This is a genomic window from Paractinoplanes lichenicola (genome assembly GCF_016785085.1).
GTDB classification, from domain to species: Bacteria; Actinomycetota; Actinomycetes; order Mycobacteriales; family Micromonosporaceae; genus Actinoplanes; species Actinoplanes lichenicola.
In genome coordinates this window covers 23,644-49,132 of record NZ_JAENHO010000026.1, presented here as the reverse complement: position 1 = coordinate 49,132, position 25,489 = coordinate 23,644, and the positions used below count along the sequence as shown (strand labels likewise).

23 protein-coding genes are annotated in these 25,489 nt (G+C 69.9%); 11 read left to right on the top strand and 12 right to left on the bottom strand.

Going from position 1 to position 25,489, the window contains the following annotated elements; translation table 11 throughout:
* Positions 1 to 263: 263 nt before the first annotated feature.
* From JKJ07_RS48340 to JKJ07_RS48330, 3 genes are all read left to right on the top strand, one after another.
* Entirely contained in the window at positions 264 to 1,223 is a 960-nt protein-coding gene (locus tag JKJ07_RS48340) for a class I SAM-dependent methyltransferase (protein WP_203078653.1), read from the top strand.
* Positions 1,224 to 1,415: 192 nt separating this feature from the next.
* A complete protein-coding gene (locus JKJ07_RS48335) occupies positions 1,416 to 3,428 on the top strand; it encodes a glycerophosphodiester phosphodiesterase family protein (RefSeq protein ID WP_203078652.1) in 2,013 nt (670 codons plus the stop codon).
* Between the two features lie 73 nt (positions 3,429 to 3,501).
* Positions 3,502 to 5,211 (top strand): SMP-30/gluconolactonase/LRE family protein, encoded by a 1,710-nt coding sequence (locus JKJ07_RS48330; protein WP_203078651.1) that lies wholly within the window; start codon positions 3,502 to 3,504, stop codon positions 5,209 to 5,211.
* Between the two features lie 61 nt (positions 5,212 to 5,272).
* On the opposite strand, the gene JKJ07_RS48325 is transcribed toward JKJ07_RS48330, so the two are convergent.
* The 7 genes from JKJ07_RS48325 to JKJ07_RS48295 form a co-directional block, all read right to left on the bottom strand.
* Positions 5,273 to 10,036, bottom strand: a complete 4,764-nt coding sequence (locus JKJ07_RS48325; RefSeq protein WP_203078650.1) for an ExeM/NucH family extracellular endonuclease — start codon at positions 10,034 to 10,036, stop codon at positions 5,273 to 5,275.
* A 214-nt stretch (positions 10,037 to 10,250) separates the two neighbouring features.
* Positions 10,251 to 11,822: a DHA2 family efflux MFS transporter permease subunit gene (locus tag JKJ07_RS48320; RefSeq protein WP_203078649.1), complete on the bottom strand. Its 1,572-nt coding sequence runs from the start codon at positions 11,820 to 11,822 to the stop codon at positions 10,251 to 10,253.
* A 147-nt stretch (positions 11,823 to 11,969) separates the two neighbouring features.
* The gene (locus JKJ07_RS48315) at positions 11,970 to 12,356 is read right to left on the bottom strand and encodes a BlaI/MecI/CopY family transcriptional regulator (RefSeq protein WP_307834830.1); all 387 of its coding nucleotides are present in this window, start codon (positions 12,354 to 12,356) and stop codon (positions 11,970 to 11,972) included.
* Positions 12,357 to 12,394: 38 nt separating this feature from the next.
* Complete coding sequence (gene efeB, locus JKJ07_RS48310) at positions 12,395 to 13,633, bottom strand: iron uptake transporter deferrochelatase/peroxidase subunit (RefSeq protein ID WP_203078648.1); 1,239 nt, start codon at positions 13,631 to 13,633, stop codon at positions 12,395 to 12,397.
* Between the two features lie 18 nt (positions 13,634 to 13,651).
* Positions 13,652 to 14,785 (bottom strand): iron uptake system protein EfeO, encoded by a 1,134-nt coding sequence (efeO, locus tag JKJ07_RS48305; RefSeq protein WP_203078647.1) that lies wholly within the window; start codon positions 14,783 to 14,785, stop codon positions 13,652 to 13,654.
* Positions 14,786 to 14,792: 7 nt separating this feature from the next.
* On the bottom strand, positions 14,793 to 15,632 hold the full coding sequence (gene efeU / locus JKJ07_RS48300; protein WP_203078646.1) for an iron uptake transporter permease EfeU: 840 nt from the start codon (positions 15,630 to 15,632) through the stop codon (positions 14,793 to 14,795).
* An 83-nt stretch (positions 15,633 to 15,715) separates the two neighbouring features.
* A complete protein-coding gene (locus tag JKJ07_RS48295; RefSeq protein WP_203078645.1) occupies positions 15,716 to 16,453 on the bottom strand; it encodes a hypothetical protein in 738 nt (245 codons plus the stop codon).
* Between the two features lie 119 nt (positions 16,454 to 16,572).
* On the opposite strand from JKJ07_RS48295, the gene JKJ07_RS48290 reads away from it, so the two are divergent.
* Both JKJ07_RS48290 and JKJ07_RS48285 read left to right on the top strand, forming a co-directional pair.
* Positions 16,573 to 16,977, top strand: a complete 405-nt coding sequence (locus JKJ07_RS48290; protein ID WP_203078644.1) for a helix-turn-helix domain-containing protein — start codon at positions 16,573 to 16,575, stop codon at positions 16,975 to 16,977.
* Positions 16,978 to 17,012: 35 nt separating this feature from the next.
* Positions 17,013 to 17,429, top strand: coding sequence for a VOC family protein (locus tag JKJ07_RS48285; RefSeq protein ID WP_203078643.1), 417 nt, complete (start codon positions 17,013 to 17,015; stop codon positions 17,427 to 17,429).
* Positions 17,430 to 17,458: 29 nt separating this feature from the next.
* Here JKJ07_RS48285 and JKJ07_RS48280 read toward each other — a convergent pair whose 3' ends face one another.
* Entirely contained in the window at positions 17,459 to 17,707 is a 249-nt protein-coding gene (locus JKJ07_RS48280) for a cellulose binding domain-containing protein (protein ID WP_203078642.1), read from the bottom strand.
* 49 nt (positions 17,708 to 17,756) lie between these two features.
* Between JKJ07_RS48280 and JKJ07_RS48275 the strand changes: the two genes are divergently transcribed.
* The 3 genes from JKJ07_RS48275 to JKJ07_RS48265 all read left to right on the top strand — a co-directional run bounded on the left by JKJ07_RS48275 (position 17,757) and on the right by JKJ07_RS48265 (position 20,323).
* The gene (locus JKJ07_RS48275; RefSeq protein ID WP_203078641.1) at positions 17,757 to 18,440 is read left to right on the top strand and encodes a metalloregulator ArsR/SmtB family transcription factor; all 684 of its coding nucleotides are present in this window, start codon (positions 17,757 to 17,759) and stop codon (positions 18,438 to 18,440) included.
* A complete protein-coding gene (gene chrA / locus JKJ07_RS48270; RefSeq protein ID WP_203078640.1) occupies positions 18,437 to 19,558 on the top strand; it encodes a chromate efflux transporter in 1,122 nt (373 codons plus the stop codon). The genes JKJ07_RS48275 and chrA overlap by 4 nt, the downstream gene beginning before the upstream one ends.
* A gap of 81 nt (positions 19,559 to 19,639) precedes the next feature.
* The gene (locus JKJ07_RS48265) at positions 19,640 to 20,323 is read left to right on the top strand and encodes a TMEM175 family protein (protein WP_203078639.1); all 684 of its coding nucleotides are present in this window, start codon (positions 19,640 to 19,642) and stop codon (positions 20,321 to 20,323) included.
* On the opposite strand, the gene JKJ07_RS48260 is transcribed toward JKJ07_RS48265, so the two are convergent.
* Both JKJ07_RS48260 and JKJ07_RS48255 read right to left on the bottom strand, forming a co-directional pair.
* On the bottom strand, positions 20,238 to 20,465 hold the full coding sequence (locus tag JKJ07_RS48260) for a hypothetical protein (RefSeq protein WP_203078638.1): 228 nt from the start codon (positions 20,463 to 20,465) through the stop codon (positions 20,238 to 20,240). The two genes, JKJ07_RS48265 and JKJ07_RS48260, sit on opposite strands and share 86 nt — an antisense overlap.
* A gap of 1 nt (position 20,466) precedes the next feature.
* Positions 20,467 to 20,991, bottom strand: a complete 525-nt coding sequence (locus JKJ07_RS48255) for a DUF6232 family protein (RefSeq protein ID WP_203078637.1) — start codon at positions 20,989 to 20,991, stop codon at positions 20,467 to 20,469.
* Positions 20,992 to 21,113: 122 nt separating this feature from the next.
* Here JKJ07_RS48255 and JKJ07_RS48250 point away from each other — a divergent pair, with 122 nt between their 5' ends.
* Positions 21,114 to 21,803: a CHAT domain-containing protein gene (locus JKJ07_RS48250; RefSeq protein ID WP_203078636.1), complete on the top strand. Its 690-nt coding sequence runs from the start codon at positions 21,114 to 21,116 to the stop codon at positions 21,801 to 21,803.
* A 107-nt stretch (positions 21,804 to 21,910) separates the two neighbouring features.
* Complete coding sequence (locus JKJ07_RS48245; protein WP_203078635.1) at positions 21,911 to 22,528, top strand: DUF4232 domain-containing protein; 618 nt, start codon at positions 21,911 to 21,913, stop codon at positions 22,526 to 22,528.
* A 4-nt stretch (positions 22,529 to 22,532) separates the two neighbouring features.
* Here the strand turns inward: JKJ07_RS48245 and JKJ07_RS48240 are convergent, their stop codons facing one another.
* Positions 22,533 to 23,543 carry an alcohol dehydrogenase catalytic domain-containing protein gene (locus JKJ07_RS48240; RefSeq protein ID WP_203078634.1) on the bottom strand — a complete coding sequence of 337 codons (1,011 nt, stop codon included), beginning with the start codon at positions 23,541 to 23,543 and terminating at the stop codon, positions 22,533 to 22,535.
* 147 nt (positions 23,544 to 23,690) lie between these two features.
* On the opposite strand from JKJ07_RS48240, the gene JKJ07_RS48235 reads away from it, so the two are divergent.
* The gene (locus JKJ07_RS48235; protein WP_203078633.1) at positions 23,691 to 24,557 is read left to right on the top strand and encodes a helix-turn-helix transcriptional regulator; all 867 of its coding nucleotides are present in this window, start codon (positions 23,691 to 23,693) and stop codon (positions 24,555 to 24,557) included.
* Here JKJ07_RS48235 and JKJ07_RS48230 read toward each other — a convergent pair.
* The gene (locus tag JKJ07_RS48230) at positions 24,512 to 25,375 is read right to left on the bottom strand and encodes an oxidoreductase (protein ID WP_203078632.1); all 864 of its coding nucleotides are present in this window, start codon (positions 25,373 to 25,375) and stop codon (positions 24,512 to 24,514) included. The two genes, JKJ07_RS48235 and JKJ07_RS48230, sit on opposite strands and share 46 nt — an antisense overlap.
* Positions 25,376 to 25,489 lie beyond the last annotated feature (114 nt).

Below are 25,489 nucleotides of genomic sequence, written 5' to 3'. Positions count from 1 at the left end.
GTCAGCCGCCACCACCGCGCACCTCCCATTCGCCCCCTGCCCCGCCCAGTCCCCGCTGCCACCACCGCGCGCCCCCAACCGCCGCCGCTCAGTGCGCCATCGCCCATCCGCCGCCGTGCACCGCCCGGTCGGCAGGGAGCACCGCCATTCGCCGCGGGCGGGCTGTTGGAAATGGATGTCGTTTTCTGTAGTCTGCCGAAATGGGCCATATGCCGACGACGACGCTCGACTCCGCCCGGTGGCGGGCCGCCTGGGACGAGGTGATGACCGGGTTCGTGCCGGGCCTGCCCTCCCTCGAAGCCGCGATCGCCGTCGCCGCCGATGCCGTCCTGGGCCGATCACCCGTGCGCGTCCTCGATCTCGGCGGCGGCCCCGGCGTGCTGGCCGAGCGGATGTCGGCGCGCTGGCCCGAGGCCGCGGTCACCATGATTGACATCGACCCGGTGCTGCTGGCCCTCGCCCGCGACGGGGTACCGCCAGCCGTCTCGGTGATCGACGCCGACCTCGGGGAAGCCCTCCCGATCAACGACGACTCAATCCAAGCCGACGACAGCAAACTCCTCGCCGAGGGCGACACCGTTCCCGATGACGTGCTTCGCAGTGGCGCACTTCTCGGCGACGCGCTTCCTAACGGCGCACCTTCCGGTGGCGCGCGTTCCGGTGGCGCGCTTCCCAACGGCGCACTTCCCGATGGCGCACTTCCCAACGGCGCACTTCCCAACGGCGCACTTCCCAACGGCGCACTTCCCGATGGCGCACTTCCCGATGGCCCACGTTCCGATGGCGCACGTTCCCATGGCGCGCTTCCGGCCGACCGCGGCTATGACCTGGCCACTGCCGTCATGACTGTGCATTACCTGCGGCCCGAACGGATTCGTGCGCTTTATCGTCGTTGCCGGCGCGCCCTCGCCCCCGGCGGCCTGTTGGTGGTGGCCGACCTCATGCCCGACGACGGGTTGCCCTCGGTGATGAGCGCCCTCAACCCGGCCCCGGGCGAGGCCGCGGCCGAGCTGGCCTGGGCGCAGTGGTGGGGCGAGGTGGGTGAGGCGTCGGAGTTCGCGGGGCTCATGGAGTCGCGGGCCGACGTCTTTCGGAGCCGGCCGCCGGCCAACTTCGCCGGCTCGGTCTCGTGGCATGTCGCCGCCGCCCGGTCGGCCGGTTTTCGCGAGGCCGGCCTCCTGTGGCGCGACGGCCGCCACGCGGCGATGGCCGCCGTCGCCTGACTCGCCCAAAACCGGAGCGGGCGAGGCGCCGAGCAGGCAAGGCACCGAGCAGCCCGGGCACCGAGCGGGCGAGCAAGCGAGGCACCGAGCAGGCAAGGCACCCAGCGAGCGAGGCAGAGATTCCCGTGAATGGCCGCCATCGGTTCACATAGACGTCGGCTGATCGTTGCGCCCGGCACACACGCTGGCCGCATGCGCATTCCTGTCGCAATGCTTCTCGCGGCCGGCGTTCTGGCCGTCCCCAGTCCCGCCGTCGCCGGCGGTGGCAAGACCTTCGACCTGCAAGCTCACCGCGGCGGCCTCGGTCTTCGCGTCGAGAACACCCTGGCCTCGTTCGGCAACGCCCTTCAGCTCGGCGTGAGCACGCTCGAGCTCGACGTGCAGATCACCGAGGACGGCCGGGCGGTGGTCACTCACGACCGCCGCGTCACGGGCACCAAGTGTGCCGACACCGCGCCCGCCACGGCCGGGGACCCCGAATTCCCGTACGTGGGCAAGTACGTCAACACGCTCACCCTGGCCCAGGTCCGCACACTGGACTGCGGCTCGCAGACGCTGGCCGACAAGCCCGGTCAGCTGGCCGTGCCGGGCGCCCGGATGCCGCTCCTGAGCGAGGTGTTCGCGCTGGTCAAGCGGTACCGCGCGGACGGCGTGAAGCTCAACGTCGAGACCAAGGTAGAGGCCGGCGCGCCGACCGAGACCGCTCCGCGCGAGCAGTTCGTGCAGGTCACCGCGGCCGAGATCCGCAGGGCGGGGCTGCTGCGGCAGGTCACGATCCAGAGCTTCGACTGGGGCGCGCTGATGCGGATGCGCCAGGTCGAGCCGCGGCTGCCGTTGGTGGCCCTGACCAACTTCGACTTCCTGCAGACCGGTCAGCCGGGCGCGTCGCCGTGGCTGGGCGGGATCGACATCGACACCTTCGGCGGCGACCCGATCCGGGCGATCAAATCGTTCGGCGCCTCGGCGTTCTCGCCCGTGCACGGCTTCCCGCAGAACGGCACGGTCACCGATCCCGGCTATCGGCCCTACGTCACCCGCGAGATGGTCAAGCGGGCCCACGCGTACGGGATCAAGGTCGTGCCGTGGACCGTGGACGACGTGCCGACCATGACCAAGCTGCTCGACGACGGCGTCGACGGCCTGATCACCGACTACCCGGACCGGCTGCGGACGCTGCTCGCCGCCCGGGGTTACCGGCTACCCAAGGCGTACGCGTCGCCGTTCGACGTGCAGGCGCACCGCGGCGGCCGGGCCACGCGCCCCGAGAACACCCTCCCCGCGTTCGCGAACTCGCTGGCCAACCCGGCGATCTCGACCCTGGAGACGGACACCGGGGTGACGGCCGACGGTCGCCTGGTCATGCTGCACGACCGCACGATCAACGGCTCGCACTGCGTCGACACCGCGCCTGTCAAAACCGGAGACCCCCTTTTCCCGTACGTGGGGAAGGTTGTCCACGATCTCACGCTGGCGCAGATCAAGACGCTCGACTGCGGCTCGAAGGTCGTCCCGGGCCAGGTGGCCGTGCCGGGCGCCCGGATCCCGACCATCGAGGAGTTCTTCGCGCTGGTCAAGGGCAGCGGGCGCAAGGACATCCGGATGAACATCGAGACGAAGATCAGTCCGCTCGTCGACGACACCGCGCCCTACCAGGTCTTCACGACCAAGCTGGTGCGCGCGATCCAGGCGGCCGGGCTCGAGCGGCGGGTGACGATCCAGTCGTTCGACTGGCGCACGATCCGCCTGGCCCAGCGGCTCGACCGCCGGATCGAGACGGTCGCGCTGGTCTGGCAGTACGGCCCGGCCGAGTGCGCCTCGCCGGCCGACGAGTGCTCGCTGCGCGCGGTCTACGACGACCCGAAGGTCAAGAGCCCGTGGACCGGCGGCCTCGACTGGTGGCACTACCGCGACCTGGGCAAGCTCGTCCGGGCGGCCGGCGCGTCGACGGTCTCGGCCAACTGGCAGGTGCACGACCCGGCGCAGGCCACGGTCGCGAACGACGACTGGTATCTGCGGCAGAACCCGGCCTACTTCCACGGCCCGGTCGTGGCCAAGCTCCAGGACCGTTATGACCTGAAAGTCGTGCCGTACACGGTCAACGACGCCCCCACCATGCAACGCGTGCTCGACCTGGGCGTCGACGGCCTGATCAGCGACGATCCCGAGCTGCTGATCAAGGTCGCCATCCGCAACGGTCTCCGCTGAACGACGGACTCCCCCCATGATCGGCAGCCACTAGTCTGTGCGGACTGTTGATCTACGGGGGAGTCCTCCGCAAATGCATAAGCTTCGCGTCGCCGTCCTGGCCGCGGTCGTGGCCGGGGCGGCGACAACCGTTGTCGCCCTCGGCACCGGCACATCCTCGGCGGCCGACATCGCGCTCGCCCGCGGCAACCAATTGCTGATCAAGTCGGCCACCGACGTTCTGGTCGACCCCATGCACAAGCAGGTGCTGATCAGCGACGCGACGGGTGGTCAGCTGGTGGCCACGAACTATGACGGCGCCGTGCTGGCCACCCGGACCGGCCTGCCCGGCATCAACGGGCTCGCCCTGTCGCCGGACGGGCGAACGCTCTACGCCGCGGTCACCGGGTCCCGGGCGATCGCGATCTTCGACGCGGCCACGCTGACCAAGCAGCGCTCCACCCCGCTCGTCGAGCCGTACACCCCGACCACCATGACCACGGTCGCCGACGGGGTCAGGTTCGGCTACGAGATCCCGTCGAAGGCCGGGCGGCCCAGCAGCGTCGAGGTGCTCGACACGGGCACCATCCCGCTGCATGCCGGCCACATCACCGCGGACACCAGCCCGCTCCACGGCGCTCCGCTGTTCCTCACGGCGCCTGGCGACCCCGATCGCCGGCTGGCCGTCGACACCTCGGCCGACGCCCGCACCGGTGGCAGCGTGTGGATCGAGACCAACGCCTCCTGGCAGTCCGGGGCGATCGCCCCGCTCGACGCGCCCGTGCGCGGAGCGGCCCTCTCCGCCGACGGCGCCACGTTGATCGGGTGGGGCGACGGCTGCACGCCGTGGAAGGTGACGCTGGCGACCAACGAGCGTTCCCCCGCGTACGCGGGACGCTGCAACCCGGCGTCGATCGACGTTCACCCGGACGGCCGGGTCGCGATCGGCTACAACAACTCCGGGGCCGGCACCGACATCGCCGTCTTCCCGCGCGGCGCCGAGACTTCGACGCAGACGTTCGCCGCGCCGACCGGCGAGATCATCGACGACGTGGCCTGGCAGCCGGACGGCCCGCGGCTGTTCGCGATCACCCGCAACGCGAAGTCCGAGTTCCGGATGTGGGTCATGAACAGCCCCGCCGCGGCGCCCCGGGTCAAGCCCACGCTCACGATGAGCGGCAACGGCGCGACCGTCCCGTACAACTCGACGGTGACGCTGACCGCGAGGATCGGCGCGCCCGGCCGCGTCGTCGAGATCTGGGCCGACCCGTGGGGCGGCGACCAGCCCCTGCGACTGGTCAAGCGGGCCACCAGCAACAGCGCGGGCATCGTCTCGACGACGTTCAAGCTGACCCGCACCACCAGCGTGACGGCCAAGTTCGTCGGCGACAGCAACTACCTGCCCACCGAGGCGAAGTCGACCATTCACACGAGGACGACGGTCGCGCTGGCCACCTCGCGGCAGTACACGACGAAGAAGGTCGGCACGATCCCGTACGCGTACTTCCGCAAGTCGGTCAAGCCGTACTTCACCACCACGATGCCCGCCTACCCGGGCCGCCGGCAGACCCTCCAGATGGAGTTCTGGAACGGCAACACGTGGCGGCCGCTGCGGTCGGCCCACGTCGCCGTGAACAGCGCCGGCAAGTCGCACTACACCCTCACCGGCATGACCTCGGTCAACGTGCCGCTGCGGGCGCGGGCCACCTACCGGCCCTACGACCCGAGCACGCCGCTGGCCCCCAACGACGCCGTCAACGCCCTGACCTACGGCAACTGGCTCTACTTCCGTTTCACGGCCTGACCCTCGTACGGGAAAAGCCCCCGCCTCCCACTCGGGAGACGGGGGCTTTCTCGTGGCCGTACTACTTGGTGATCTTGGCCGTGTAGGACTGCTTCGCCGAGGAGTTGCCGGCCCGGTCGGTCGCCCAGTAGGTGACCTTCAGGGTGCCCTTCTCGACGCCCTTGAGCCCGATGCTCCACACGCCGAGGATCGGCAGCGGGGCGTCGGTCAGGACCTTGGCCTTGGTCGCGGCGTCGGACTGCGAGGACGCCTTGACCCACTTGGCGCCGTCGAAGTAGTGCCACTGGCCGGAACGCTCCTGGATCAGCGTCGCCGAGACCGTCGAGACGCCCACCCCGGTGTCGCTGGCCAGGCCGTTGAGCGAGCGCCAGGCGGACGCCGACGACGGGATCAGCGGCGGCACGAAGCGCACGCCGGGGGCGTACGTGTCGGCCGTGACCTTGACCGTGCCGGCCTTGACGGCCGTGCCCGCCCCGGCCGCGTTGTGCGGCGTGACCGTGACCGTGAAGGTGCCGGCCTTGGTGTAGGCGTGCGAGATCAGGGAGCCGTTGGCCGACATGTCGGACGTGACGCCGTCACCCCAGTTGATGACCAGCTTCGTGGCGCCGTCGACCTTGCTCACCGCGAGCACGCTGGACTGCCCGGCCCAGATCGACTGCGGGGCGAGCAGGTAGACGCCCTTCGGCTGAGCCGTGACCTTGACGACCGCGGTCCCCTGGATGGTGGCCGCCGCCTTGTTGCCGGCCTTGTCGGTCAGCTGCACCGAGATCGTGTAGTTGCCGGCCTTGGCGTACGTGTGGGTCAGGCTCTCCGAAGTGGATCCGTCGCCCCAGTTGACGACGACCTGGGCCACGTCGTCGTCCAGCGCCACCTTCGTCACCGTCACCGGCTGGCCGGCCCAGAGCGCGGTCGCGCCCAGCTTGAAGGTGCCGGTCGGCGGCGTGGTGTCGGGCGGGGTGGCCGTGCCGGGCGTGCTGCGCGGCGCGGGGTCGGCGGTGACCGGCGTGTTCGCGGCGAAGTAGTTGACCAGCATGGTGAGGTCGTTGTCGCCGGTGGTGACGCGGTTCGTGCCCTGCCCCAGCGTGGTGAAGTTGTCGCCACCAGCGGCCAGGAACGAGTTCGACGTGACCCGGTAGGTGCCAGTCGGGTTGAGCACGACGCCGTTCAGCTTGAGGGTCGAAGCGATGATCTTCGAGCCCCGCGGCTGGCTCACGTCGTACGAGTAGGTCAGGCCCTTGGACGAGCCGAGGTGCAGCACCGGGCGGGACGCGCCCTCCGGCTGCCACTGCTCCTCGAGCACCTGCTTGATCTGCGCGCCGGTGAGGGTCTGGGTGACCACGTCGTTGGAGAACGGCTGCACCGAGAACGCGTTGGCGTACGTGACCGTGCCGTCGGTGCCGTAGAGCAGGTCGGCCCGCAGCCCGCCCGGGTTCATGAAGGCGATCTGCGCGCCACCCCGGCCGGCCGCGCTGGTCTGGTCGAGCTGCACGTCGGCGATGAAGTTGCCGAGCACCGACTCGGCGCCCCGGTCCTCGGCGCCCGCGGCGCTGTAGGCCCGCTTGATGTCCGCCGTGATCTTGCCGAGCGGCTGCTTGCCCAGCTCCTCGGCGGTCACCTTGGCCTTGGCCACGATGTCGGCGACCGCGGCGTCGGCCGGGTAGCCGGTCACGTTGAGCAGCTCGGCCGTCGAGCCGGTGACCGTCTTGGTGGCCGGGTCGACGGTCAGGACCGCCTTGCCGACCCGCAGGCCGTAGTCCTCGGCCTGGATCACCGGACGGGTCCGGTCGGTGCCCGGCACGGGAACCTCGAACGCGTACGGCTGGTGGGTGTGCCCGCTGAAGATCGCGTCGATCTCCGCGCTGACCCGGGTGAAGTCGCCGAAGACCGGGTCGGCCTGCAGCGCCGCCGCCGAGCCGATGTTCTCGGTCGCCGCGCCCTCGTGGGCCAGCAGCACGAGCACGTCGGCCTCGCCGTTGGCGTCGTTGCCGTCGGACAGCTGCGCGGCCAGGGTGTTGGCCTCGGCCACCGGGTCGCGGAACTCGACGCCGGCGATGCCGTCCGGGCTGACCAGCGACGCGGTCTGCTCGGTGACGACGCCGATGTAGCCGACCTTGATCCCGCCCAGCGTCTGCACGCTGTAGCCGGGCAGCACCCGCTCGCCGTTCTTGTAGACGTTGGCCGCCAGGTACGGGAAGTCAGCCCGGTCCTCGACGCGACCCTGCAGATCGGCCAGGCCCTTGTCGAACTCGTGATTGCCGACCGCCGAGACGGCCAGCTTGCCCGCGTTCAGCACGTCGATCGTGGGGTTGTCGTCGTCGATCGCGGAGATGAACGTGGAGGCGCCGATGTTGTCACCGGCCGAGATCCACGCCGTGTTCGGGTTGGCCTTGCGCAGCTCGTTGACCATGCCGACGAGCTGGGCCGCGCCACCGTTGCCGGCGGTGGGCTGCTCGAGGCGGCCGTGGAAGTCGTTGATGCTGAGCAGCTGCAGGTCGACCGGACCGGCCTTTTCAAAGGAGAGGCCGACGACCACCGGGTCGTGATCGCTGGCCCGGTACGGACCGGCGTCGTAGAACGGCGCGTAGCCGTCGTACTCGTAGGCGAACGACTCGACCGAGTTGATGTTCCAGACGTCCACGCCGGTCACCTTCGCCGCGAGCGAGGCGCTGGCCAGCGCGTGGTCGAGCGAGCCCGACTCACCACCGAAGACGTACGACTTCTCGTCGGCGCCGGCGATGTTCTGGTAGCCCGCGTCGGCCAGCACCTGGATCGGGTCCTCCTGGCTGTACGCGTTGAAGTCGCCCAGCAGGAGCACGTCGTCGGTCCCGAGCGACTTCACGAACGCGGCCAGCGCGGCGGCCTGCCGCTTGCGGTCCCCGTTGTACGCGCCCTGCCCGTCCCCGGTGTCCACGTTGTCACCGCTCGGCGGCGTCGACGCGCTCTTCGACTTCAGGTGGTTGGCGACCACGGTGAAGGTGGCCGAACCGGCGGTGAAGGTCTGCGCGATCGGCTCCCGGGCGTTCGCCCACACCGACTCGTCGTTCACCGAGCGCGCGGCGCCCTTCGGGGTGACCGCGGCCGGCTTGAAGATGATCGCCGTCGTGATGAAGTCCTGCTGCTCGGCGCCCGGCAGGTCGGCCGGCGAGCGGACGTAGTCCCACGTGCCCGCGCCGTCCTTCGCGTTCAGCGCGCCCACCAGCGTCTTCAGCGCCACCTGGGGGTCGTCGGGCTCGAAGCGGACCGAGTTCTCGATCTCCATCAGCGCGACGACGTCGGCGTCCAGCGCGCTGATCGCCGAGACGATCTTCGCCTGCTGCTTGGCCAGCGCGGCCGCGTCCGTGGCGCCGCGGGCCTCGCCACCGAAGTGGACGAAGTAGTTGAGCACGTTGAAGCTGGCCACCCGGATGTCGCCGCCGACGTTGACCGGAGCCGCCGTACGGGGGTTGCTGTCCTTGAACGTGGTCTGCAACGACGCGGGGTCGGTCGGCTGCAGGCGCCACTCGCTGAAGCCGAAGCTCAGCACGCTCGGGCCGAACTTCTCGACGGCGTCGCCGACCCGGATGGGGTCGTCCTTGGTCAGGTACGCGGGCGCGAGCCCGGCCTCGGCCAGGTTGGTCGTGCGGCCGTCGTCGACCAGGATCCGGCGGGCCTTGTTCTCGGCCTTGATCGCCAGGGCCTCGGCCGAGCCGGGGCGGGCCAGGTCGGTCGGGATCGGGGCGACCTCGTTGCCGGCGGCCAGGATGATCTCGCCGTACCGGTTGGTGTTGTAGACGTCCGAGACCGTGTACGCCCCCACGGGCGCGACCAGCATCGACTCGACCGACTCGCGGGCCGCGTCGTCCAGCGGCAGGCTCAGCGCGACCGGGGCGGGCAGCGCCACGTCGCTCGCGCAGACCGCGGTGTCGGTCTTGGCCGCGGTGGTGATCTCGGTGAGGCCGTTGAACTCGGTGACCGTGCCGGTGACCCGCACCCGGTCGCCGATCTTGACCGTCGGCGCGTTGGCCGCGGTGGTGCCGAAGTAGACGAAGATCGCGTCCGAGGCGGTGCCGGCCGCGACCGGGCGGTCCCCACCGGTGCCCGCGGTCTGCACATAGACGCCGTTGTAGCCACCCGTACGGTGGTCGGCGGTCACGACACCCTCGACGGTGACCTTGGTGTTGGCCACGGGGGTGGCGGCGCCGGTGCCCTGCACCTGGGCGATCGTGTGGGTGACGGCCGTGTCGCAGGTGCCCGGCTCGCCGGGCTCCTCCGGCTCCTCCGTACCCGCGCTGTTGATCTTGCCGAAACTCGAAGCGGCCGGGGCCTGCCACGTGCCGTCGATCTTCTGCAGCGAATGCCCGACGGGCGTCGAGGCGATCTCCGAGACGCCGATGTCCGTGCTGGTCAGACCGTTGGCCGGGCCGCCGGCGGCGGTCATGACGCCCTCGTAGCTGAGGAACTCGGCGACCGCGCCGTCCGGCTTGACCAGGGCCACGCCGTCGGGCGCGCCGTTCTGGATGCCGTCCGCCGGGTACGTCTGGACGACCACACCGGCCGCCGGGACGGCACCGCTGAGCGTGGCCGTGTTGTAGGCCGCTCCGCCGTTGCCGTTGTAGAGGACGATTTGCCAGCCGGTCAGGTCGGTGCCGGCCGGGGCCTGCACCTCGATGGCCTCACCGGTGTCGGTGCCGGCGTTGTCGTAGTGGATCTCGCTGATGAACGGGTCGCCCGGCGCGGCGGCCACGGCCGGTCCGGCCAGGCTCACGCCCATCGCGGTCGCGAGCGCGGCGGCGCCGATCGCTCGCAGCGCCGCCGCGGACGGGCCGCGGCGCAAATATCGATGCATGGAAGATTTTCCTCCGGAAGCAGGTGATCCGCCGGAGGCTATGGAAGTCGCATGACGATCGATTCTCGTTCGGGTAACGGTTAAGCATTGCAGCAGGTGAATGCTCGGTATACAGACCCTTATCGATCGTTTTGGCAGCGCCCATTGTCCGCCTTTGTAACAAGGCCCCGTCTCCATCGGGAGACGGGGCCTCGAAAAGAAATGCGAATAATTCTCAGTGCATCATGATGGGCGCCTCGACCGCGGGCTCGCCCGGCGCCCCGGGCGGGGTGTCGCGGCGCTTGCGCGGCAGGAACGCGATCGGGATGAACGTCGCCAGCACCAGCGCGAAGCCCACCCAGAAGGTGGTCGAGAACGAGTCGGCCGCGAACTGCAGGCCCCGCTCGATGATCTCCGGAGGGGCCGGGATGTTCGCGCCGTGGTTGTTGGCGATCGCGATGTCGGCCTCGGTGAACGTCTCGCCGGTCTGCGGGTTGACCGCGCCCGGCACCTCGGCCGAACCGTTGAGCCGGCTGGTCAGGATCACCGACATGATCGCGGTGCCGATCGAGCCGCCGATCTGCTGCAGGATGTTGACCAGCGTGGAGCCGCGGGCCACCTCGAGCGGCTGCAGCGTGCGCAGCGCCGAAGTCATGATCGGCATCATCGTGCCGCCCATGCCCAGACCCATCACGAACAGCGAGCCGCACAGGAACAGATACGACGTGTCCGTGCCGACCTGGGTGAACCCGAAGAACCCGACGGCGATCAGCGTCATCGCGAACGGCACCGTGCGCCCGACCGGGATCTTGTCGGCCAGCATGCCCGCGATCGGCATGGTCAGCACCGCGCCGATGCCCTGCGGGGCCATCAGCAGACCGGCGTCGAGCGTCGACTCCCCGCGGACCTGCAGGAAGTAGCTCGGGAAGAGCAGGCCGGCGCCCATGAACGCGATCACGAAGACGAACAGCGAGACGCTCGCGACGGTCAGGTTGCGGTTCTTCAGCAGCCGCAGGTCGAGCAGCGGGTGCTTCGGCTTGAACGAGTAGAAGACGAAGGCGATGACCAGCACGGCGCCGATCAGCATCGTCGTCCACACCTTGGTCGCCGTGATCGTGCCCTCCTCGGGCAGCGACGAGACGCCGTACAGGAAGAGGGCGAGACCCGGCGACAGCATCAGCATGCCGACGAAGTCGAACGACTCCGACTTGTGGGGCTCGTCCTTGGGCAGCGCGAGCTGCGCGTAGACCAGGCCGATGAGGCCGATCGGCAGGTTGATCAGGAACACCCAGTGCCAGCTCGCGGCCTCGATCAGCCAGCCGCCCAGGATCGGGCCGCCGATCGGGCCGAGCAGCATCGGCACACCCAGCACGGCCATGAGCCGGCCGATCCGCTCCGGGCCGGCCGCGCGGGTCATGATCGTCATGCCGATCGGCATGAGCATGCCGCCGCCGAGGCCCTGGAGCACCCGGTACGCGACCAGCTGCTCGATCGAGCCGGCGGTGGCACAGAGCACCGAGCCCGCCGTGAAGAGCAGCAGAGCCAACATGTAGAGACGCTTGGTGCCGAACCGGTCGGCGGCCCAGCCGCTGAGCGGGATCACCGTGGCCAGGGCCAGGGTGTATCCGGTCATGGTCCAGGCGACCTGTGCGTAGGTCGCGTCGAACTCGGTCTGGAAGGTCGGAAGGGCGACGCTGACGACGGTGATGTCGAGGATCGACATGATCGCGCCGAGCACGACCACCCCGGCGATCTTGAGAACCGCGGCGTCGAGCTTGCCCGGAGGCGCGGCGGCTTGATCGGTCACGAGAGAACTCCCCCAGCTCTTTTGCCCGGGTCTCGGGCCACGCGCGACTTCGGACCGCGCGCACAGAAACGTCCATGCTGCCACTGGTGCGTTACCGGCAGCATCCCGCTTTCAGCATGCCCTCAGGTATGAGTCACTCTCGCGGTTTCAGTCGGTCGAGGGATCCTCTTTCAGAAGTTCACGCAGCAGACGCTCGTCGTCCGCACTCAGGGTGGAGACAAATCGGCGTAATACCGTCGCTCGGTCGGGTTCGACCGCCATCAGGCGGCTCATCCGGTCTGCGACCAGGCCTGCCGGTGCGCTCAGGGCTCCGTATCGAAAGGCCCTTCCGTCCCGATGACGGGCCACCGCACCCTTCTCAAACAGTCGCGTGAGAGTCGTCACAACCGTGCTGTAAGAGAGCGATCCGTCCGGTTCGAGAAGTTCGCGGACCTCGCCGGGAGTCAGCGGGCGCACCGTGGTGTCGAGGACCGTCATGATCTCGGTCTCCAACTGGCCGGGCCTACGCCGGCTGCCCCCGGTCGGTGTGGTCACGCGCAGACCTTATCGACGAATCCTGTGCTTTTGATGAGTCACGCGAACAACGCCCGGCCCCAGAAGTCGTCCGCCGCGAGCAGCCCCGGCGGGCAGGCGAACAACCCGCTCGACACGTGCCGGATGTATTCGTTGAGCTCGTCCTGCCGGGCCAGCTTCGTCTGCACCGGCACGAACTGGCGGCGCGGATCCCGCTGGTACGCGATGAAGAAAAGCCCCGCGTCGAGCCGGCCCAGACCGTCCGAGCCGTCGACGAAGTTGTAGCCGCGGCGCAGCAGCCGGGCGCCGTCGTTCTGCGTCGGGTGGGCCAGCCGCACGTGCGCCGTCGTGGCGATCACCGGCTCGCCGTCGTCCCCCCGTACGGCGAAGTCGGGCTCGTCGAACTCGCCCTGACCGGTCAGTGGGGCACCCTCGCCCTTGTCGCGACCGAAGATCGTCTCCTGCTCGAGCAGCGACGTGCGGTCCCACGGCTCGATCAGCATCCGGATCTTGCGGGTCACCATGTACGACCCGCCGGTCATCCAGTCGGGCCCGTCGCCGGCGCGGACCCACAGGTGGTCGTCGAGCAGCGCCGTCTCCTCGGCCTTGAGGTTGGCCGTGCCGTCCTTGAACCCGAACAGGTTGCGCGGGGTGGCCTGCGTCGTCGAGGTGGACGCCGTACGCCCGAAGCCGAGCTGGGACCAGCGAACGCTCACCACGCCCATGCCGATCCGGGCCAGGTTGCGGATGGCGTGCACCGCCACCTGCGGATCGTTGGCGCAGGCCTGCACGCAGATGTCGCCGCCGGACAGGGCCGGGTCGAGGGTGTCGCCGGGGAACTTGGGCAGGTCGGCCAGCGCGGCGGGCTTCTTGGCGCGCAGGCCGAACCGGGAGTCGAACAGGCTGGGCCCGAAGCCGATCGTCAGGGTCAGATCGGCCGCGGGCAGCCCGAGCGCCTCGCCGGTGTCCTCGGGCGGCGCCTCGGGCAGGCCGCCGACCGCGCCCAGGGTGCCCGCCTCCTTGCCCTGGGCCATCCGGGCCGCCGCGGCCGTCCACGACTCCAGCATGTCGACCAGCGCGGCCCGGTCCTTGGTGATCACGTCGAACGCGACGAAGTGCAGCCGGTCCTGGGCGGGGGTGATGATGCCGGCCTGCCGCTCGCCGTAGAACGCGATCTGATCCTTTACCGGCGTGTTTGCCGCGGGTTCGTCACCCATCGAGCGCCACGCGACCGCCCCGGCCCCCGCGGCTCCCACCGCGGCGGCCCCGGCCAGCCCGATCACCTTGCGCCGCTGCACCCGTCCGCCCTCCTCAGCTCACTTGCCGGCGACCAGCGCGGCGACCTTGCTGATCGGCTCGGAGAGCGCGTTGATCTCGTCGCTCAGCGTCTTGAGGTCGGCCTGGCTGAGCGTGTTGTGCAGCTTCCAGCCGTCGCCGTCGCGGTGCTTCTCGAGCGCCGCCTCCACCGCCGCGAACCGCTCGTCGAGCGTCTTGACCAGGGCCGCATCCTTTTCCTCGAGGGCCGGGCGCAGGGCCGCGATCGCCGCCTGCGAGCCCTCGACGTTGGCCGCGAAGTCCCACAGGTCGGTGTGCGAGAACGTGTCCTCCTCGCCCGTGATCTTGCCGGTGGCCACCTCGTCGAGCAGGCCCTTCGACCCGTTCGCGAGCTGCACCGGCGAGAGCGTCACGGTGTTGGCCTTGTCGACGATCGTCTTGACGTCGGTGAGCAGCTGGTCGGCGGTCGGCCCCGACTTGCTGACGTCCTTGGCCACCCACAGGTCCTTCTCGATCTTGTGGAAGCCGGTCCACTCCTGACCCGCCTCGAGGTCGGCCTCGCGCGCGTCGATCTTGGGGTCGAGGTCGCCGAAGCTCTCCGCCACCGGCTCGATCCGCTCCCAGTAGGTGCGGGCGATCGGGAACAGGGTCTTGGCCTTCTCGATGTCGCCCGCCTTGACCGCGGTGACGAAGGCGGTCGTCTGCTCGATCAGCGCGCCGGTCTGGCTCTTGACGTACCGCTGGTAGTCCTTGGTCGCCTGGGCCAGCTTGGCGTCCTCGGTCAGCGCCGGGGCCGAGCCGGAGACCTGAAACGCGTTCCGGATGCCCTTGCCGATCATGCCCGGCTTGCAGGCGGTCTCGTACGTGCCCGAGGCCAGCTCGACGATGAGCTCGCGGGACAGGCCGGGCGCGATGTTCTCGACCTCGCCCATGACCCGGTCGCCGGGGGCGTAGACGTAGAACTCGGTGACCTTGTTGCCCTTGTTGGCGATCGCGAACGTGACGGTGCCGGCCGCCGACTCGGACGCGGCCACCTTGCACTCGGTGTCCGAGGCGTCGACGGTGATCTTGTCGCTGGCGCCGGAAGCCGAGTCGTCACCGTCTCCACCACAGGCAGCGAGCGGGACGGTCGCCGCGGCGGCCGCGACGAGGGCGAGCAGTCGAGGGGTGCGCATGGTTCTCCTATTTGCTCAGTGCAGGTTCTTGCGTACGGGCGGGCTGGGTCGGCCGGTGCGGCCAGAGGAAGATCACGAGTACGGGGATCCCGTAGGCGAGCCAGGCGATGATCTCGAGAACCGTCGGCGCCGGGGTGAAATTGACCATGCCGCGCAGCAGCTCGGCGTACCACGCCCCCGGCGGCCAGCTGCCGCTGATGTCGAACGCGGTGGTGTTGAGCCCCGGCAGGACGCCGGCCTCCTGCAGGTCGTGCACCCCGTACTTGAGAATCCCGGCCGCGACGAGCACGAGCAGCGCGCCGGTCCAGGTGAAGAACTTGGTCAGGTTGATCCGCAGGGCGCTGAGGTAGAGCAGCCACCCGAGCACGATCGCGGTCAGCAGCCCGAGCGAGATGCCGATGAGCGGACGCGCGCTGTCGGCAGTCCCCTGCGCGGCGGCGTAGAACAGGATCGAGGTCTCGAGCCCCTCGCGTACGACGGCGAGGAACGCCACCCCGACGATGGCCAGCGGCCCGACCTTGATCGCGTCTTCCAGGCGGCCGCGCAGCTCGGAGCCCATCTGCCGGGCCATCCGCCGCATCCAGAAGATCATCCAGGTCACGAAGGTGACGGCGACGATCGACGCAATGGCCTCGAAGAGCTCCTGATGCCTGTATTCGAGCCGGGCGACGCCGAACTGGAGCAACGCGGCAAACCCGACACTCAGCCCCGCCGCGACGACAACACCGGCCCAGACCCACTTGAGCAGGGGCTTACGGTCGGACTTGACCAGGAACGCAATGAGGATGGAGACCACCAGGGTGATCTCCAGACCTTCCCGGAGCCCGATCAGGTAGATGGCCGTCATCGAACTCCTCAGGTAAGCCAACCCTAACTACGCTGAGCCTTACCTTCTTTTATTCACTTGTAGAAGTCAACTCATCCGGAGTCTCACTTCGGGATGTCCCACGCCGTCACCCTGAGCACGACCGAGCCGTCCCCAGTAATCGCGTTGATCTTGACCACGGCCATCTTCGCGCTCTCCGCCGCAGGACCGGGCGAGGTCATCACGCAATAGACGCGACCTTGCCGTACCGCCGACCCCTCAGGAGACAGCGGACTGGTCCGGATGCGATCGGCGCACTCGTCCGGCGGAATCGAGGACGAGGTCACCTCGCTGGCCTGGGCGTCCGAGTCCAGGGCGATGGTGCCCACGTTGCTCCCGCAGGCAAGCGAGTAGACGAGGTCGGGGCCGGCGCCGCGCACTCGCGGCTCGTCCAGGTCGACGGGGATGCTGCTGTTGCACCCGATCGACAGTTCGAGCGACTGCCCTGTATAGGCGGGCTTGTATTCGGTCGGCACGTCGATCGAGGGATCCGCCCCGGGCGGATCGGCCGTCGGCTCATCGGTCTCGTCCGGAGGCACCGGAGGGTCGGTCACCTCGGGGGCGGTCGGCGTCGGAGCGGCCGAAGTCTGAGCCGGCACCGCGGTCGCCGCCCGGTTGAGAGCTTCACCCGAGCGGGCGTACGACAGCCAGGACAACCCCACCGCGACGATGGCGAGCAGCAACGCGGCCGCCGAAAACACGACGGTGAGCAGGCGGTGGACGCCGGCCCGGCGCTCCGGCCTCGGCACTCCTGGCTGGACATTCGCGGCTCCGTGCGAGCCGAAGTTTCGAGGTGTGGTCACGAGAAGTACTCCTGATCTTTTGTCGTTTTCCTCCCCTCTTCCTGACGGACAACCAACCAGGCCGGAACGGCGGGATGTGCGGGTGTCACGGGTGACCCGGGCGGTTTTAGCATCGGGGGGTGAGCCGGGAGGTCGAGGAGCTCAATCGGCGGATGCTGCGGGCTCGGGACGCCATCGATCGGGGCTATGCCGGGCCGCTGGAGGTGCGGGGGATCGCGGCCGGGGTCTTCATGTCGACTGCGCATTTCAGCCGGTGTTTTCGGGGCGTGTTCGGGGAGACTCCGCATCGGTATCTGCAGCGGCGGCGGATCGAACGCGCGATGTTTCTGTTGCGGGAGAGCGGGCGCAGCGTCACCGAGATCTGCTCGGATACCGGGTTCACCAGCCTGGGCACCTTCAGCCGCACGTTTCGGGGGATCGTGGGGGTGTCGCCCTCGGCGTATCGGCGGGAGCACGGGGTGGTCGTGATGCCGCATTGTGTTCAGCGGGCCCACACCCGGCCACGATCGAGCAGTTTTGGATAAGGCGGCGTGCGGGTGGCTTCTCTAGCCTGAGCAGCATGATTACGAAGCTGAACGTCACCTCGATCTTCGTGCTCGACAAGGATGAGGCGCTGGAGTTCTACGTCGGTCTGCTCGGGCTCGAGAAGGGCAACGACGTGCAGCAGGGCGACTATCGCTGGCTGACCGTGCGCGTGCCGGGCGGGGGCACCGAGATCTCGCTCGAGCAGCCCGGCCCGCCGCTGCACGACGAGGCGACGGCCGAGCAGCTGCGCGAGCTGGTCGCCAAGGGTGCGCTCAACGGGCTCGTCCTCAACACCGACGACGTCCGGGGCCTGTACGAGAGCCTCAAGAGCCGGGGTTTCACCGACTTCACGCAGGAGCCGGCCGACCACTTCTACGGCACCGACATGGGAATTCGCGACCCGTCGGGGAACGCGATCCGGATCCTGCAGCAGGGGAACGCCGCCGCCTGAGCCAAGCCGGGGGCGGCGGCGTTCGCGCGTCAGGCAGTGGTGCAGGTCGGGGTCAGGCTGCCGGGGGAACCGGTGGCTTGGAAGCCGAACTCGACGTAGCCGCCCGCCGGGATCTGCCCGTTGTAGGCGACGTTGCTGAACGCTGTGCCGGTGCGGTTCACATTCCAGGAGTTGCTGACGGTGGTGCCGGCCGGGAGGGTCAGCCCGACGGACCAGCCGTTGACCGCGGCGGCGCCGGCCGTGACCAGCGTGGCGATCACTGCGGGGATGCGGTTCACGGGGCCTCTCCGACAAGCCCATCAAACCAATTTGATATATCGTGCCGGCATGGAGCCGGAGGTGTTTCGGGCCGCGGGGCATCCGCTGCGCTGGCGCTTGCTGACCGCCCTGGCCGAGGGTGATCTGCGGGTGCAGGAGCTGACGGCGCAGGTCGCGCAGCCGCAGAACCTGGTCTCGTATCACCTGGCCCAGCTGCGCAAGGCGTCCCTTGTGGAGGGCCGGCGCAGCCTCGCCGACGGCCGCGACACGTATTACCGGCTCGACCTCGCTCGGTGCGGGCGACTGCTGGCCGAGGCCGCCGGGTCACTGCATCCGGGTTTACGGTGGGTGTCGCCGCCGGTGCCGTCGTCACACGGCGTACGGGTGCTATTTCTCTGTACGGGTAACAGCTCGCGCTCGCAGATGGCCGAGGCGCTGGCCCGGCGGGCCGGTTTCGAGGCGTTCAGCGCGGGAAGCCATCCCAAGCCCATCCACCCCAGGGCCGTCGAGGTCATGGCCGCGCGCGGGCTGGACCTGGGCCGGGCCCGGTCCAAGCACCTCGACGAGTTCGCCGGGCAGGGCTTCGACCGGGTCATCACGCTGTGCGACAAGGTGCGCGAGGTCTGCCCCGGCTATCCGGGCGCCCGGCACTGGAGCGTTCCCGACCCGGCCCGCGAACCGTCACTGTTCGACGCGGTCGCCGACGAACTCGAGGAGCGGATCGGCTTCCTGACGCACACGGTGCGCTCATGACCGTCGGGCTGGGCACCGTCCTGCGCGAGTGGGGGCGAATCGGTTGCGTCGGGTTCGGCGGGCCACCCGCGCACATCGCGCTGCTCCGCAAGCTCTGCGTGGACGACCGCGAGTGGCTGGACGCGCAAGAGTTCGAGGACGCCATCGCGGCCTGCAACCTGCTGCCGGGCCCCGCGTCCACCCAGTTGGCGATCTTCACTGCCTGGCGCGTACGGGGTCGGCTCGGCGCCGTGGTCGGCGGGCTCGCCTTCATCCTGCCCGGCCTGATCGCGATCCTGGTTCTGGCCATGTTGTTTCTGGGCGACCCGCCGCTGTGGGTCAAGGCCGCCGGGGCCGGAGCCGGAGCCGCGGTGGCTGCGGTCGCCGTGCAGGCCGGGTGGAGCCTGATCGGGCCGGGCTGGCAGCGAGCGCCGAGCCGTCGCCGCTGGGTGGCGTACTTGCTGCTGGGCGCGGTCGGCGCGGCCACGATCGGGCCCTGGCTGGTGCTGCTGCTGATCGCCTGCGGCGTGGCCGAGACCGTCTTCCAGCGAGTGCCCGCCACCCGGCCGCCGCTCAGCGCGCTCCCGCTGATCGCCTCAGCCGGGCTGGCCGGCAGCGTCGCCTGGGTGGCCCTCAAGGTGGGCGCCCTGTCGTACGGGGGTGGGTTCGTCATCATCCCGCTGATGCAGGCCGACGCCGTCGACCACTACCACTGGATGACCGACGCCGAGTTCCTCAACGCCGTCGCCCTGGGCCAGATCACGCCGGGCCCGGTCGTCCACACCGTCGCGGTGGTCGGCTACGCCGCAGCCGGTCTCGCCGGTGCGTTGCTGGCGGCGGTGGTGGCTTTCGGGCCCTCGTTCGCCTTCATCCTGCTGGGCGCCCACCGCTTTGATCGGCTGCGCTCCGACGTACGGATTCGCGCCTTCCTGGACGGCGCCGGGCCGGGCGCGATCGGGGCCATCCTGGGCTCGGCGGTGCCGCTGACCCTGGCCCTGACCGAGCCCTGGCAACTCGGCGTGCTGGCCGGCGCCCTCGTGCTCATGCTCGCCCTGCGCCGAGGCCCGGTGCTGACCCTGCTGAGCGCCGCCGCGGTCGGCGTGGCCGTGGTCCTGCCCGGAGGCCCGTTGCCGCATTGAGCACAGCCCATGAAACGAGAACCACGGCAGGTCGATCTCAGGGGCTCCCGCAACGCGTTAAGAACGCGGAATACTGCCTGCGTGAACGCCCCTCGCGAGGTGACCAGCTCGGAACGGCTCGTCTTCTTCACCGACGCGGTCGCCGCCATCGCGTTGACCCTGCTCGTCCTGCCGCTGCTCGACGTCATCACCGAGCTCTCCGAGGATCATCCCGGGCTCGGCACGCTGCTGCGCGAGCACCGCCTGGAGTTCGGCGCGTTCCTGCTCAGCTTCAGCGTGATCTTCCGGATCTGGTGGGCCCATCACCGGATCTTCCAGCACCTGTCGCTGGTCCGGCCGCGGCTGGTCTTCCTGAGCGCATTGTGGACGCTCGCGATCGTGTTCCTGCCGATCCCGACCGCCTTGATCACCGCGTACGAGCCGTCGCCGGGCACCGTGGCCATCTACGGCGGCACCTTGGCCCTGTCGAGTGCTGCCCTCACCCTGCTTTCCGCGTACGCCCGGCGGCATCCCGAGCTCAGCGAGGGCCGCACCCCGGTGCCGGGCGAGGTGGTGCTGGGCAACCTGACGACCTTCATTACGCAGCTCGTGGCCACCCTGATCGGCGCGATCTTCGCCGACACGATCAACTTCTGGGCGTTCCTGCTGATGTTCGTGACGGCCATGCTCGAGCGCGGGCTCAGGGCCGCCGGCGTCCTCGGCGGCCGATCGCCTCGCGGATCAGCAGCCGGATCAGCCGCACCGGCTGAACGACCAGCCAGGTGAGCAGCCGGCAGTAGGCGCGCCAGAGGGGGTCGCCCAGCACGGGCATCAGCCGGCGCAGGATCAGCAGCAGCACGGTCGGGACGAGCAGCGCCGAGACGACGCTCAGGATCAGGCTCGTGAGGGCATCGCCGAGGGCCTGCACGTCAGCCCCCGAAGACGTATTTGTCGCCGCCCTCGAGGCGGTCGCCGACCTGCTTGTCGCCGAAGACGATGTCGCCCTGGATCTGCAGGCGATAGTCCACGGCCGGGTCGTTGATCGCGGCGGCGAGCTGGGCGCTCAGGTTGTAGACCTGGCCTCGGTTCTCGCTGACCACGGCCGCCTTGGTCACCCCGGCCGAGATCGTGAGCGCCCAGAGATCGGGGGCCATGACCCGGCGGGCCAGGTGGTAGATCTGGAACGCGATCACCGACAGCACGACGAGAACGCAGGCTGCGCTGACCCAGCCCGGGACGGCGTTGCCGACGCAGCCCAGCAACACCAGTGCGACCACGCCGAGCCCCGCCCAGGCACCAGCCCGGCGCAGGAAGTCGAAGATCATGCCGCGGCGGTTCCACCGGGCCCGCACCGCCTCGAACTCGGTGATGCCCGGCACCGGAATGCCACGCGCGCCGATCCACAGCACCCGCTGGCTGATCCGGATCTCGACTCTTCCGTATCTAGCACTCATGCTCAGCTCTGACGGACACGTCCGTCAGAACGGGGATATGAGTGCCCCGCTTTGCCGGACACGTCCGGCAAAGCGGGGACATGAGTGCCCAGCTCTGCCGGCCACGTCCGTCAGAACAGGCCATGGGCGATGTCATCTTCGGCAACAAGCAGGTCGGCGACGTTCTCAACGGCGGCAACAAGTACGTCGTCAATCCGGGCCCCGCGTCGTCGCCGCCCGCAGAACGCCGGGTGATCCTGATGATGAGCGCCAACCCGGTCACGACCCAGCCGCTGCGGCTGGACGAGGAGCACCGGGCGATCGATCGCGCCGTCGCCGACGCGCAGGCGAGTCACCTGCTGGAGGTGCGCGCGGCCACCGCCGTACGGCTGGAGGATCTGCAATACGCCCTGCTGCGGCACCGGCCGGCGGTCGTTCACTTCAGCGGCCACGGCGATCCCGTACGGGGTATTCAGGTCACCGACGACCGTGGCCTGGCCCGGTCCGTCCCGCCGGACGCGCTGAGCCGGCTGTTCGAGATCCTCGCCAGGGGCATCGACTGCGTGGTGCTGAACGCGTGCTTCACCGAGGCCCAGGCGTCGGCGATCGCCCGGCATGTGCCCTGTGTCATCGGCATGCGCGGCGGGGTGCTCGACAAGTCGGCCATCCGGTTCGCGGCCGGTTTTTATCAGGGCATCGCGTACGGCAGCTCGATCGGCACGTCGTTCGAGCTGGCCCGCAACGGCCTCGACCTGCACGGCGTGCCCCACAGCGACGTCCCGCAACTGATCACCCAGCCGGGCGCCGACACCCGTACGGTGATCGACCGCTAGCCGGATTCTCCTAATTTCATGCCACTCGGGCGCGCGGCGGGCATGCTCTCGATCTTGTCGGGCAATGTGGAGGTGGACACGCAAGACCGACGAATGAGGAGCAAGTCATGGAAAAGCGTTCTTTCCGGATCTTCACGCTCGGCGCGGTGGCCGCGGGTCTCACACTCGGCATGCAGGCTTGCGCCAACGGCACCAGCGAGGCGGCATCCACCCCGGGCGAACCGGTGGCCGCCACCCAGTCGGCGGCTGCCTCGCCCGCCGCCTCGACGCGTGCCCCCGGCGCGCCCTGCACCAACGACGACGTGTCGGTCGAGATCACCCTGCAGCCCGCCCGGGACGACGGAGCGCAGCGGGGGCTGGTCGCCGTCACCAACAAGTCCGACTCGGACTGCGGCGTGAACGGCCGCGCCGCCATCTCGCTGCGCAACGCCGCCGACGAGGTCGTCGACGTGCCGGCCAAGGACGTCGACCAGCCCGGCGCGGCCGTCCCGATCATGCTCAAGGCCGGCAGCAGCGCCTTCCAGGGCATCAAGTGGGTGCCGTGCGACAAGGGCGACGCGACCTGCGGCGCCGGCAACAGCCTCTCGTTCAACCTGCAGGCCTCGACCGACGGCCCGGCGGCCAAGCTGATCGGCTTCCCGGCGCCCGAGAAGAGCAACATCACCATGAAGTCGCTGCAGGTCGGCACCCTGCAGCCGGCCACGCAGGGCGTCGTCGCCTGGTGACGCCCTAAGGGGTGAGCACCACGCGGTAGCGCGCGTCGCCGGCCAGCATCCGGTCGTACGCGGCCTGCACGTCGGTCAGCGGCATCGTCTCCGTCCGTGGCCGGATGCCGGTCAGCGCGGCGAACCGCAGCGTCTCCTCGACATCGCGCGCCGTGCCGGACGGGTGGCCGTGAATCGTACGGCTGGTCGAGATGATCTGGAACGGGCTCACCTCGATCGGGGCCGGGTCCGCGCCGACGACCACGAGCTGGCCGTTCGGGGCGAGCCCGTCGAGGGCGGCGGTCATCGCGGCCGAGCTGCCCGCCGTGGCCAGCACGACCGAGGCCCCTCCGAGCTCCTGCAGCCGGTTGGCCACGTCACCGGTCGCGCTGTCGATGTAGTGGTGCGCGCCGAGTGCCCGCGCGTCGGCTTCCCGGGCCTCGCCGCGGGCGATCGCCACCGTCTCGAAGCCGAGCTTGGCCGCGAACTGCACCCCCAGGTGGCCGAGCCCGCCGAGGCCGAGCACCGCGACCAGGTCGCCGGGGCGGGCGGCGCTGGAGCGCAACGAGGTGAAGGTGGCGACGCCGGCACACCCCATCGGCGCCGCCTTGACCGCGGTGATCGTGTCGGGGATGCGGGCCAGGGCGTTCGCGGGCACGACGAGCGCGTCGGCGTAGCCACCCGGGTAGGCCCAGCCCGGCACCTGCAGGCGTACACAATGGATGAAGTCACCCGAACGGCAGGGGTCGCAGACGCCGCAGTGGCCGCCGAACCAGCCGACCGCCACCCGGTCACCGGTGCGCCAACCCTCGACGTCCGCGCCCACAGCGTCCACCCGGCCGGCGATCTCATGCCCGGTGACCAGCGGGAACGACACCGGGAAGGCGGCGTTGACGAAGGCCGCGTCGGTGCGGCAGACCCCGCAGGCCTCGACGGCGACACGCACCTGGCCGCGGCCGGGCTCGGGACGGTCCGACTCGACGATGCGGAACGCGGCGCCCGGCTCGGCGACCTGGGCGGAACGGATCGTGCTCATGGGAGAACCTCTCTCGTCTCGAAGTCCTCTCCATCAGACCCGCCGGCAAGGCCCGGTGAGCTGCCCGAACAGGCCCGGCTCAGCCTAGGAACGGCAGTACCAGGTTGGTCCTTCGACAGGCGTCCGGCGGCGTCGATACTGGGAGGCGTGACCCACAACGCGGACCTCAAGGAGTTCCTCCGCTCGCGCCGCGCCCGCCTGCGGCCCGAGGAGTTCGGCCTGGGTGACACGGCCGGCGCCCGCCGCGTGCCCGGGTTGCGGCGCGAGGAGCTGGCCGCGCTGGCCGGCGTGAGCGTCGACTACTACGTACGCCTCGAGCAGGGCCGCAACCTCAACCCGTCCGAGGCGGTGCTCGACGCGATCGCCCGCGCGCTGCGCCTCGACGACACCGAGCGGGCCCACCTGGTCGACCTCGCGCGGCCCCGGGAGGCCCGCCGTCGCCCGCCGCGCCGTCCCCAGCGGGTGGCCCCGGCGACGTATCAGTTGCTCGAGACGCTCGACGAGGCCGGCGCGCCAGCCTTCATCGTGGGCCGCCGGATGGACGTGCTCGCCATCAACCACGCCGCCCGCGCGCTGATCTGCGACTTCAACGCTTTACCGGCCCGCGAGCGCAACTACGCCCGGTTCATCTTCCTCGACGAGAACGCCCGCGACCTGCACCCCGACTGGGCCGTCATCGCCGCCGAGACGGTGGCCACGCTGCGGGTCGACGCCGGCCGGCACCCCGACGACCCGGAGCTCTCCGCGCTGGTCGGCGAGCTGTCGGTGCGCAGCGAGGAGTTCCGCCGCTGGTGGGCCGACCATCAGGTGCTGGCCCGCACGAGCGGCACCAAGCGCTTCCACCACCCGATCGTCGGCGAGCTCACCATCACCTATCAGGCCCTGGCCATGCCGGGCGACGCCGAGCAGACGATGTTCGTCTACACCGCCCCGGCCGGCTCCCCCGACCGCAACGCCCTGCGCCTGCTTCAGTCCGGCACCGACACACCGGCCAGGGTGTCCAGCGCCTCCTGATCGAGGGTCAGCTCGCCCGCGGCGAGGTTCTCGCGCAGGTGGGCGACCGACGACGTGCCCGGGATGAGCAGGATGTTCGGGGCCTGATGCAGCAGCCAGGCCAGCGCCACCGCCTGCCGGCTCGCGCCGATCCGGGCCGCCACCTCGTCGAGCGTGCCCGACTGCAGCGGGGTGAACCCGCCCAGCGGCCAGAACGGAACGTACGAGATGCCCTGCTCACCCAGCGTGGCGATCAGCTTCTCGTCACCCCGGTGCGCGACGTTGTACCAGTTCTGCACCGTGACGACCGGAGCGATCGACTGCGCCTCGGCGACCTGCTCGGCGTCCACCACGCTCACGCCCAGATGCTTGATCAGCCCCTCGCGGCGCATGTCGGCCAGCGCGCCGAACTTGTCGGCGATCGACCCCGGCACCGGCGAGTGCCCGTCCGCGCCCCCGCCGACCCGCAGGTTCACCACGTCGAGGGCGTCGACCCCGAGGTTGCGCAGGTTGTCGTGCACCTGGTCGCGCAGCTGGCCGGGTTCGCGCGCGTGCACCCAGCCGCCCTTGTCGTCCCGGACCGCACCCACCTTCGTGACGATCAAGAGCTGTTCCCCGTACGGGGAAAGGGCTTCTCGGATGATCTGATTGGTGATGTGCGGCCCGTAGAAGTCGGCCGTGTCGATGTGGTTGACCCCCGACTCCACGGCTGTCCGCAGCACGGTGATCGCCTCGGCGCGGTCCTTGGGCGGGCCGAAGACACCGGGCCCCGCGAGCTGCATGGCGCCGTAACCCATTCGTTCGACGGTGAGGCCGCCGGCCATCGTGAAAGTCGTCATGACCTGAGCATTCGCCTTTTCCGGCGGCTCAACCATCACTCCGCCGATCCTGGGACCGGCAGGCACATCTTTCCCGGTTCAGGGTACTTGAATGGTCAGACAAGATCAGGTTCG